This is a genomic window from Asticcacaulis sp., from assembly GCF_020217185.1.
Lineage (GTDB): Bacteria > Pseudomonadota > Alphaproteobacteria > Caulobacterales > Caulobacteraceae > Asticcacaulis.
Genome location: NZ_JAIWNX010000276.1, coordinates 1 through 10,000, shown reverse-complemented (window position 1 = coordinate 10,000; position 10,000 = coordinate 1). Strand labels below are relative to the sequence as shown.

The window sequence follows — 10,000 nt, the reverse complement described above, 5'->3', positions numbered from 1 at the left end:
ACGCCCCATGCCGACCTATGACCTGATCATCCGCAACGCTGACATTATCAACCACGCCGGTCGAGGGCAGGGGGATATCGGCATCACCGCTGGCAAGTTCGTGGCCTTTGGTGACCTGTCTCAGGCTTCGGCAGGCGAAGTGTTCGACGCCACAGGCCTTCTCGCCATGCCGGGCGTCATCGACACGCAGGTGCACTTCCGCGAGCCGGGGCTGGAGTGGAAGGAGGACCTCGAAACCGGTTCGCAGGCCGCGGTCATGGGCGGGGTCGTGGCCGTGTTCGAAATGCCGAACACCAATCCCAACACCACCGATCCGGTGACCTTTGAGGACAAGCTGAAGCGCGCGCATCACCGTATGCACTGCGACCACGCCTTCTATGTCGGCGGCACGCACGAAAACGCCGCCCATCTGGGTGAGCTTGAGCGCATGAAGGGCTGCTGCGGTGTGAAGGTGTTTATGGGGGCTTCGACCGGCACCCTTTTGATTGCCGATGACGAAGGTGTGGCCAAGGTGCTGGCCAGCGTCAACCGTCGCGCCACCTTCCATTCCGAGGACGAATACCGTCTGGCCGAACGCCGGGCGCTCGCCCGCGAAGGCGACTGGACCAGCCATGACTTCGTGCGCGACGCCCAGTCGGCGATCCAGTCCACCCACCGTCTGGTGCGTCTGGCGCGCGAGGCGGGCAAGCGTATTCACGTCCTGCACGTCACCACCGCCGAAGAGATTGAATTCCTGTCGCACAATAAGGACATAGCTACGGTCGAGATCACGCCGCAGCACCTGACGCTGGTTGCACCCGAAGCCTATCAGCGCCTGAAGGGCTATGCCCAGATGAACCCGCCGATTCGCGATCAGTACCACGTCGATGGCCTGTGGCGTGGCATCAGCGACGGCGTCGCCGACGTGCTGGGCTCTGACCACGCGCCGCACACCATCGAAGAGAAGCAAAAGCCCTATCCGGCCTCGCCGTCGGGGATGCCCGGCGTGCAGACCCTGTTGCCGGTCATGTTGACCCACGTCGCCAATGGCAAGCTGTCGCTGGAGCGGCTGGTGGACCTGACTTCCGCCGGGGCGCAGCGCGTCTTCGGCGTGGCCGGCAAGGGGCGGATGGCCGAAGGCTATGATGCCGACGTGACGCTGGTCGATCTGAACCACAAGCGGGTCATCACCCACGATCAGATGCGGTCGCGCTGTGGCTGGACGCCGTTTGACGGCTTCGAAGCCCACGGCTGGCCTAAGGCCACCATCATCCGCGGTAAGGTGGTCATGCGCGATGACGAGATCATCCGGCCGTCGCAAGGCGAGGCCTGCCGCTTCATGGAGATATTGTAAATCGCCATCCTTGGCCGACTAATACGCAGTCTGCGCTTGCAGGTACTTTTGTACCTGCGGCGCTTGCCGGCTATTATTCGACTCAAGGCTGACAATTTACGTATGGACGTCTATATGAATGCAAAAAGCCCCGCCGGGTGATCGGCGGGGCTTTTCGTTGGGCGTTAAAACACCAATCAGTCGTTGGAACCACCCGCCGGAGGCACGTAGGTGCCGTTGCCGGGGATTTCACACTGGATCGGGTATTTGCGGCTCTTGGCGATGTTACAGGAGACGACTTCATCGAACCCGGTGCGGGCCTTCACCACAGCACCCACATAACCACGCTTGTTGGTGCAGGCGATTTCGACCAGAGCGGCGTCATCGTCGCCACGGCCCAGATAGGTAACCTGCTGAACGTCGCAATCCTTCTTCGCCGCCTTGATCAGGACGTCCAGATGCTTGTCCAGCGTGGCGCGCGGCACGAAACCACATTCCTTACGGCGCGAGATCATGGTGAAGCAGTCCATGGCTTCGAACTTGGCCGTCGAGCCGGTGTTCGGGATGAAGGCCGCCAGACCAAATTTCTGCTCAGGGCATTTGAATTCGATCAGGTCGCGCTTGGTGGCGGTTTCCGTGCCGATCAGGTTGTATTCGGCAACCGTGCAGCTGATGCCTGCCGCCTTCAGCTTTTCACCGTAGGCGGTGCGCGCCTCGGCCGTCAGGCTGGCGGCGTCCGTGTATTGGCAGGGGCCAAGCGTACCGGCACGGTCACAGCCGACGCTGGCGATGTACTTCATCGTCGTCGTTGTCTGCAAAACGAAGCCGGGCTTGCCGGCGCAGCCGATTTCATAGAAGTCCTGACCTTCGCTGGTGACGCGACCGATCCAGCGGGCCTTTTCCACCGTGCACGACGGCTGCGCTTGTTTGACGGGCGCTTGCAGGGATTGCATGGCCTGCGCCTCAGTGGTGTACTGACAGGCCGAGTTGCCCTTGGTCATCAGGCAGTTCGAAAAGCTCAGCTTGGCGCTGGTGGCCGTAAAGGGCACGTCCATCACGAAGCCGGGGCGGCCGTCGCAGGCCACTTCATAGCGGTCAAAGCCATGATCCGTGACCGCGCCCATCCAGCGGGCATTGCTGACGGTACAGGCCTCGTCATACTGCTGCGCCAGAGGCGTCATCCACGCATAGTGCTTTTCATTGCCCGGCAACACGCACTTGGCCTGCTTGTTGTTGGCAGCGTTTTGCGAAAAGGCCTGGGTACAGTTGAACTTATCGACCTTGTTCGTCGTGGTGTCCTTGCTGAGCAGGTAGCCCCCTCCGGCCTTACAGGACACTTCGGTGACCTGAAGCTTGACCGGCTTGCCATCGGCCCCCTTGCTGCTGGACTCGCCGACATAGTAGGCATCGGCCGGTTCGCAGGGCACGCCCGCCGCCTGAATCAGGGCCGGGGCATCCGCCACGCCCTTGGCGCGTTGCTTATCGTTGAGCTTGACCGCTTCGGCAGCCGAGGCCGCGCTGCACCCCAGCGCGAGGGCGGCTACGGCCATAGCCGCGCCTCTGAGGAAGGTGGAAAGAGACATCGGTTGCGTTTTCCTTGAATGCGAACCTGTGAATGAGACGACGGCCGGATTTTAGCGGCTCTTTATAACAGGATTGTCTCTACAGGATGTGGCGGCTTGAAGGCAATGCCGGGAACGCGCGGCAAATGGCACTTGGCATAAAAAAACGCTCCGATTTTGAGGCTTGCCTGACCCAGCGGCAGACGTGCCATATAGGGGCAGGATTATAACACAATAAGGGAACGAAACGGCATGTCGGTAAAGGTGACAGACGCGGCGGGCATCAGGCGGATCAAGCTCGATCGGGCCGCCAAGAAAAACGCTCTCGATCACCCGATGTACAACACGCTGTCCGAGGCGATCGAGACTTCCCCGGGCGTTGTCCTGCTCGAAGCCGAGGGCGCTGACTTTTGCGCCGGTAATGACATTGTCGATTTCATTTCGCTGGCTTCGCACGAGGGCGCGGTCGAAGTCCTGCCGGTCTTTCGTTTCCTCAAAGCCCTGACCTATGCGCGCATGCCGATTGTGGCGGCGGTGCAGGGGCAGGCCGTAGGGGTGGGGACCACCCTGCTGCTGCATTGCGATCAGGTGCTGTTGTCCGAAGACGCGCGCCTCAGCCTGCCCTTCCTCAAGCTGGGCCTGACACCCGAAGGCGGTTCCAGCCTGCTGCTAACCCAGCGAATCGGCCATGCGCGGGCCTTTGAGTGGCTCAGTTCCGGGCGGGGCATTCCGGCGGCCGAAGCCCTGAGCACCGGTGTCGCCAATCGCGTGGTAACCCGTGAGGCTTTGGAAGCGGAGTCTCTGAGCGTTGCTGAAAAACTGGCCACCCTGCCGCTGGAGGCGCTCATTCAGGCCAAGGCCCTGATGCGGCAGCCTGACGTCGTATGGGACCAGATCGTGCGCGAGGGTGACATTTTTCTGGCGCGGCTGAGAAGTCCGGAAGCCGCCGCGGCCTTTGCGGCGTTTCTCAAAAAAGGCTGAGTTGTAACAAACGCCTAACCTTGTTTATTTGACGGGGCGGGGCTTTAGGACTAAAGGGTGCGACCGTTTTTGCCGCTTTGTGGCATAGGTTGCATATAAGTCAGGTCTGGCCGTGGATAGCTATGCCTTTGATCGTCTGATTACCGTGGAGGCGCTGGCTGAGCGTGAGGCCGCTGATGCGCTGGTCAACCGCGTGTTCGGACCCGGCCGCTACGCCAAGACGGCGGAACGCCTGCGCGAAGGCAACCAGCCCATCCCGGGCCTGTCGTTCGTTATGCACCGGATCGAACAGGGCGGGCAGAGCGAAACCGCGATTATCGGTTCGGTGCGGCTGTGGCCGGTCAAGGTGCGCGATGACAATCAGGCGCTCAAAGGCGACATGGCCTTTCTGGGGCCGATCGCCGTTGACGAAGATCACCAAAGCCTGGGTATCGGACGCGCGCTGATCCGTACCGCTATCAAGGCGGCCTTTGACGCGGGCGTGACCGCCATCCTGCTGGTCGGGACGCCGGCCTATTTTCAGAGCTTTGGCTTCACGAAGGCCGAAGGGCTGAGCCTGCCGGGCCCGGTCGATTTGCGCCGCCTGATGGTCCTCTATAACCCCGCCTATAAGGGCGAACCTCTGACGGGTGCAGTGGACAAATGAACGGCTGGCTGACCGAGGCCGCGCGTTTTCCTGATAAAGACTATCCCGTTGAGTCGTGGCAGCCGTCCCTGTGCGGGGCCATGGATATCCTTATCCGCCGCGATGGCGTCTGGCTGCACGAAGGCCGGCCCATTGCCCGCCCGGCGCTCGTGCGGCTGTTTTCAAAACTGCTGCGCCGTGACGCAGAGGGCTATGTGCTGGTCACGCCCGTTGAGAAGCTGGCCATCCGGGTTGAGGATTTGCCGTTTCGCATCGTCGATTTCGAAGGCAGGGTTTTCCGCAGCGATCAGGACGACCCGCTGCCCCTGTCGGACGCGCATCCGCTGGTCATTGATGTGCAGGGCGAAGAATGGCGGCCGCGGATGCGGGTGCGCGGCGATCTTTGGGGGCGACTGACGCGCGCCTGCGCGGCCCGTCTGTTCGAGACGGCGGCACTTGACGGCGATAAGGTGCGGCTGGCGCTGGACGGACAGAGATTTGAAATCCCGGTGGTTTCAGCATAGGTTCCGGAGTCCGTAACAGAAATAAGGCTGCCCCGGTGCACATCGCGCTCCCTCCGGAAATGACCGCGCCTGCGGTTCAGCAAGTCTTTGCCGCGCTCGAAGCGGCAGGGGGGGCGGGCTGTGTGCGTTTTGTCGGCGGCTGTGTGCGTGACGTGGTCATGGGCCGCACGCCGGGCGATCTCGACCTCTCGACGCAACTGACGCCGGACGCCACCGAGGTGGCGTTGTCAGCGGCGGGTATCCGCCATGTGCCGACCGGCAAGGCCTTTGGCACGATTACCGCGGTGATCGAGGGCCAGCTGTTCGAAATCACCTCTCTACGCGAAGACGTCGAAACCGATGGCCGCCGCGCCGTAGTCAGCTATACGACGGACTGGAGCCGTGACGCGCAACGCCGTGATTTCTACCTCAACGCCCTCTATGCCGATATCCGCGGCGAGGTGTTCGATCCGACGGGGCAGGGGCTTGACGACGTGCAGGCCGGGCGGGTGCGCCTTATCGGAGACGCAGAGACAAGACTTCGCGAAGACTATCTGAGAATATTGCGTTTTTTCCGTTTTAGCGCCAGTCATGGGCGGGGCTTGGATGAGGCGTCCTTAAGCGCCTGCGTGGCCTTGGGGGAAGGCATAGACAGCCTGTCGGGTGAGCGTATCCAGCAGGAATTGTTCAAGCTGCTCGCTATTGCGGACCCGGTAAACGTCGTACAGCGCATGATCGAAACCGGGGTCATGGCGCACGTTGTGCCGGGTGCCCCCGTGAATGCCGAGCGCGTGGCGGCAGGTTTCCCCCTGACCTCAGACGCGATTCAACGATTGATTATTCTGATCGGTGGTGACGGATGGGCTGAGGCGCTTGCCGCCTTAATCCAGCGTCTGCGCCTGCCCAACCGGGTGGCCGACCGCCTGAGCGCGGCCGCCGCCGCCTATGCGGAGGCCGATGTAAGGGCGTCACTGCCGGCTCTGAAGCGCGGGCTCTATCGCTACGGCCGTCAGGCGCTGAGCGACGCGCTTGTGCTACGGGGGGCCGAAACGCGGCTGAGTCCAGAGGCGTGGAAAACGCTCGATCAAAACCTCAAACAGATCGACGTGCCGGTTTTTCCGCTGAAGTCGGCGCGGCTGATCTCTGTGGGCCTTGCGCCCGGCCCGGAACTGGGGCAGACGCTGCGCCGCATTGAGGCCGACTGGATCGCACACGATTTCTCACCAATCGTGATTGAGGACGCCATTGACGCCATAGCCAAACAGGCAAACATAAGAGGCCAGTAAAAACCCGTTGCTGTTTGCCTTATGTCCTACGTTGCTATCCTTGAAACCGGTGAGCCGCCTGAAACTCTCAGCGAAACCTACGGCACCTATGCTGACATGTTTCGCACGCATCTGGCCGCGCCTGAGCGTCAGTTTCGCGTGTTTCGCACCATGGAAGGTGAATTGCCGGGGCCAGATGACAAACTCACCGGCGTGGTGATCACGGGCTCACCCGCCGGAGTCTATGAAGATCATGCGTGGATTTCGGACCTCATCGGCTGGCTGAGGGGGCTGGATGCGCAGGTGCCCGTGGTCGGAATCTGCTTCGGTCATCAGGTGATGGCGCAGGCCTGGGGCGGCCACGTTGAAAAATCCGATAAGGGCTGGGGCGTCGGCCTGCACGAATATACCATCCATGACAATATCTTATGGCGCGAACTGGCCACAACAGACCTGTCGTCGATCCGCGTCGCGGTCAGCCATCAGGATCAGGTGGTCAGAAAGCCCGACACGGCGGTGGTGCTGGCCGGGTCGGACTTCACGCCCTATGGCGCGCTGGCCTATACCGACCGCAAGGCGATTTCGTTCCAGTGCCATCCGGAATTTTGTGAAAACTTCGCCGGTGATCTGTGGATGAGCCGCCGCGGCTGGCGCATTTCCGAGCATCTGGTCGATCAGGCGATGGACAGCCTAAAGGCCGGCACGACGCGCGACCATGTGCTGGCAGCGATTTCACGGTTTCTGGCGGCGTGAAACCATATTTTGAAGCCTGTGCAGCTCTGCAATACATTTACCTGGAAGACAGCTATGTCATTGGGATTGCTGAGCAGGATCCCGATCTGATCTTCTTGTTGGATGCGGTCCTGACCGAAAACCATCCGGCCTATCAGGTGCCGCCTTCTGAAATATACTACTGCTTCAAGCGTTTAGCCCTTCGATTTGAAGATGTTTCAGATGTAGATTGGAAGGCTCTGCGCTTGAAAAATGCCCTTTCTACGGATGCCGATGGCGAAGTCGATTACGGCAACATCGACACGCTTCTTTTAACAGGCAACAGGGCTCATATCGAAGGCTGTTGGGGACAGGTTGAACTTACCTTTTCCCGGATTACGGTCGATTATCTGGAGCCGTAAGACTTCTCAATTGTCTGCCATTGCCCCACTTACGGCCACTTCACTGCTGGTGGCATGGACGACAGGATGGACTCAACATTGCCGCCGGTTTTCAGGCCGAACAGCGTCCCGCGATCATAGAGCAGGTTGAATTCAACATAGCGGCCGCGCTGTATCAACTGTTGATCACGCTCGTCTTCTGTCCAGCTTTGCTCTAAGCGTTCACTCACAAGTCGCGGATAGATATCGAGAAACGTCTCGCCCACTGCGCGGGTGAAGGCAAAATCCGCCTCATGATCGCCGGTGTTGAGGTGGTCATAGAAGATACCGCCAATGCCGCGCGGTTCGTTGCGGTGAGGCAGGAAGAAGTATTCATCACACCATTTTTTGAAACGCGCATAATAGTCCGGCGCGAAGTGATCGCAGGTCGCTTCGAACGCCGCGTGGAAGGCTTTGGCCTGCGTGGCGTCTTCGCGACGATCGGCGGCCAGAAGCGGCGTCAGGTCGGCGCCGCCGCCGAACCAGCTCTGTGTCGTGGTGATAAAGCGCGTATTCATATGCACCGCCGGGACGTGCGGGTTCCACATGTGCGCGATCAGGCTGATGCCGGTGGCGAAAAAGCGCGGGTCTTCGGCGGCCCCCGGTATGGTTTTGGCGAAGTCCGGGCTGAAGGTGCCGTGCACGGTTGAGATGTGCACGCCGACCTTTTCGAACAGCCGCCCGTGCATCATCGACATTTCGCCGCCACCGCCGTCGCCGTGTTCTGCGTCAGAGCGTGTCCAGGGTTTACGCACAAAGCGGCCGGGCGTCGGTCCGTACAACGTCTCAGGGGCCGCGTCCTCCAGCGCCTCAAACGCGGCACAGATGCGGTCGCGCAAGGCACGGAACCAGACGGCGGCGGCCTCCTGGCGCGTGCTCAGGCTATCGGCGGAAAGCGGGGCGGAGAGGGGGGCGGTGGCAGTCATGGTGGTCTTTTAGGCTATTGAGGGGGTTGGGGCAAACCCTTGCGTCTGGCGAAGCGCCTCGCCCAGCGCCATGGCGGCGGCATTGATGACGTTGATCGAGCGCATACCGGGTCGCATGGGGATCAGCAGACGGGCATCGGCGGCGTTGTGGACCTCATCCGGCACACCCGCGCTTTCGCGCCCCATCAGCAGGATGTCGTGCGGCCCGAACTGAAAGTTTTGGTAGGGCTCGGCGCCCTTGGTGGTAAAGAGGACAAGACGGGCCCCCTGCGGCCAATCGTCGCGCCCGTTCAGGAAGGCCGCCCACGAATCATGCCGCGTCACATCGGCCTGACCGCCATAGTCCATGGCCGCGCGACGGATGGCGCGGTCGCTGAGGGGGAAGCCGCAGGGTTCGATGACGTCCAGTGCGACATCAAGGCACGCGCATAAACGTAACGCACTGCCTAGATTCTGTGGAATATCCGGTTGAAAAAGGGCCAGACGCATTTTATGCCATATTTTGGACAGAGGATTTTTTCGGCGCGCAAATGCCGCTATAGACGGAAAGACCTCTGACAGGTAAGAGGAGCTATCTGCGTCTTGTCGGGGAAAACCACCGGCGGGGTCGCAGGTCAATAAGAATTATGGCCGCCCTGTGGCGGCGAGCATTGAGGTAAGCGTCCCGCCCGTTCAGGTCGGGTCGGCGCATTGAGCGCAAGACGAAGAGGTGTCAAGGTGAGCGAACCTGCTACGGATCATGGCGGTCATGGGGACCCGAACCGCCGCGATTTCATTTACATAGCCGCGGGTGCGGCCGCCGTAGGCGCAGTGGCGATGGTTATTCCGCCGCTGGTCGATCAGATGAACCCCGCGGCAGACACCCTGGCTCTGGCTTCGACGGAATTCGACCTGTCGAAGGTACAGGAAGGTATGCAGGTGGTGATCAAGTGGCGCGGTAAGCCCTTGTTCGTTCGCTATCGCACGCCCAAGGAAATCAAGGAAGCGCAGGACGTGAAGCTGTCGGACCTCAAGGATCCGCAGGCCGACGCCGACCGCGTGAAAAAAGGGAAGGAACAGTATCTGATCCTCGTGGGCTCGTGCACGCACCTGGGATGTGTGCCGACGTTCGGGGCTGGCGATTACGGTGGGTGGTTCTGCCCCTGCCACGGTTCGCACTATGATACATCGGGTCGCATCCGTAAGGGGCCGGCACCGCTGAATCTGGCCGTGCCGGACTTCCAGTTCCTGTCCGACACCAAAGTGAAGATCGGTTAAGAGGGGCATCATGAGCGACCATCCTTCAACCTATGAGCCGAAGACCGGCGTCGAGAAGTGGCTCGACCAGCGACTGCCGATCGTTCGACTCGCCTATGATTCGTTTGTCGATTATCCGACGCCGCGCAACCTGAACTACTGGTGGACTTTCGGCGGCATCCTGTCCGTTTGTCTGATGATCCAGATCGTGACCGGCATCATTCTGGCCATGCACTACACGGCGCATATCGATCTGGCCTTCAATTCCGTTGAGCGCATCATGCGCGACGTGAATTACGGCTGGCTGATCCGTTATGTGCACGCCAACGGCGCGTCGATGTTCTTCTTCGCCGTCTTCGTCCACATGTTCCGCGGTCTTTACTACGGGTCGTACAAGGCCCCACGCGAAGTCCTGTGGATTTTGGGCTGCCTGATCTTC

12 protein-coding genes are annotated in these 10,000 nt (G+C 60.9%); 9 read left to right on the top strand and 3 right to left on the bottom strand.

The features are described 5' to 3' along the window. The first annotated feature begins 7 nt into the window (after positions 1 to 7). Entirely contained in the window at positions 8 to 1,333 is a 1,326-nt protein-coding gene (locus tag LDL37_RS14070; protein WP_290799460.1) for a dihydroorotase, read from the top strand. A gap of 176 nt (positions 1,334 to 1,509) precedes the next feature. Here LDL37_RS14070 and LDL37_RS14065 read toward each other — a convergent pair whose 3' ends face one another. Beyond that, positions 1,510 to 2,895 carry a hypothetical protein gene (locus LDL37_RS14065; RefSeq protein WP_290799459.1) on the bottom strand — a complete coding sequence of 462 codons (1,386 nt, stop codon included), beginning with the start codon at positions 2,893 to 2,895 and terminating at the stop codon, positions 1,510 to 1,512. Between the two features lie 231 nt (positions 2,896 to 3,126). Between LDL37_RS14065 and LDL37_RS14060 the strand changes: the two genes are divergently transcribed. From LDL37_RS14060 to LDL37_RS14035, 6 genes are all read left to right on the top strand, one after another. After that, on the top strand, positions 3,127 to 3,855 hold the full coding sequence (locus LDL37_RS14060) for an enoyl-CoA hydratase-related protein (protein ID WP_290799458.1): 729 nt from the start codon (positions 3,127 to 3,129) through the stop codon (positions 3,853 to 3,855). Positions 3,856 to 3,967: 112 nt separating this feature from the next. Beyond that, on the top strand, positions 3,968 to 4,501 hold the full coding sequence (locus LDL37_RS14055) for an N-acetyltransferase (protein WP_290799457.1): 534 nt from the start codon (positions 3,968 to 3,970) through the stop codon (positions 4,499 to 4,501). Next, entirely contained in the window at positions 4,498 to 5,004 is a 507-nt protein-coding gene (locus tag LDL37_RS14050) for a DUF1285 domain-containing protein (RefSeq protein WP_290799456.1), read from the top strand. Before LDL37_RS14055 ends, LDL37_RS14050 begins: the two co-directional genes overlap by 4 nt. A gap of 35 nt (positions 5,005 to 5,039) precedes the next feature. Then, complete coding sequence (locus LDL37_RS14045) at positions 5,040 to 6,269, top strand: CCA tRNA nucleotidyltransferase (protein ID WP_290799455.1); 1,230 nt, start codon at positions 5,040 to 5,042, stop codon at positions 6,267 to 6,269. Positions 6,270 to 6,290: 21 nt separating this feature from the next. Next, positions 6,291 to 7,001 carry a type 1 glutamine amidotransferase gene (locus tag LDL37_RS14040; RefSeq protein ID WP_290799454.1) on the top strand — a complete coding sequence of 237 codons (711 nt, stop codon included), beginning with the start codon at positions 6,291 to 6,293 and terminating at the stop codon, positions 6,999 to 7,001. Next, the gene (locus LDL37_RS14035) at positions 6,998 to 7,381 is read left to right on the top strand and encodes a hypothetical protein (protein WP_290799453.1); all 384 of its coding nucleotides are present in this window, start codon (positions 6,998 to 7,000) and stop codon (positions 7,379 to 7,381) included. Before LDL37_RS14040 ends, LDL37_RS14035 begins: the two co-directional genes overlap by 4 nt. Positions 7,382 to 7,410: 29 nt before the next feature. Here LDL37_RS14035 and hemF read toward each other — a convergent pair whose 3' ends face one another. Together hemF and LDL37_RS14025 are read right to left on the bottom strand one after the other, a co-directional pair. Continuing rightward, entirely contained in the window at positions 7,411 to 8,325 is a 915-nt protein-coding gene (gene hemF / locus LDL37_RS14030) for an oxygen-dependent coproporphyrinogen oxidase (RefSeq protein WP_290799452.1), read from the bottom strand. A gap of 9 nt (positions 8,326 to 8,334) precedes the next feature. After that, positions 8,335 to 8,814: a tRNA (cytidine(34)-2'-O)-methyltransferase gene (locus LDL37_RS14025; RefSeq protein ID WP_290799451.1), complete on the bottom strand. Its 480-nt coding sequence runs from the start codon at positions 8,812 to 8,814 to the stop codon at positions 8,335 to 8,337. Positions 8,815 to 9,042: 228 nt separating this feature from the next. Here LDL37_RS14025 and petA point away from each other — a divergent pair, with 228 nt between their 5' ends. Together petA and LDL37_RS14015 are read left to right on the top strand one after the other, a co-directional pair. Then, positions 9,043 to 9,582: a ubiquinol-cytochrome c reductase iron-sulfur subunit gene (gene petA, locus LDL37_RS14020; RefSeq protein ID WP_290799450.1), complete on the top strand. Its 540-nt coding sequence runs from the start codon at positions 9,043 to 9,045 to the stop codon at positions 9,580 to 9,582. A gap of 10 nt (positions 9,583 to 9,592) precedes the next feature. Continuing rightward, the coding region (locus tag LDL37_RS14015) for a cytochrome b N-terminal domain-containing protein (protein WP_290799449.1) at positions 9,593 to 10,000 on the top strand (408 nt) is incomplete at its 3' end.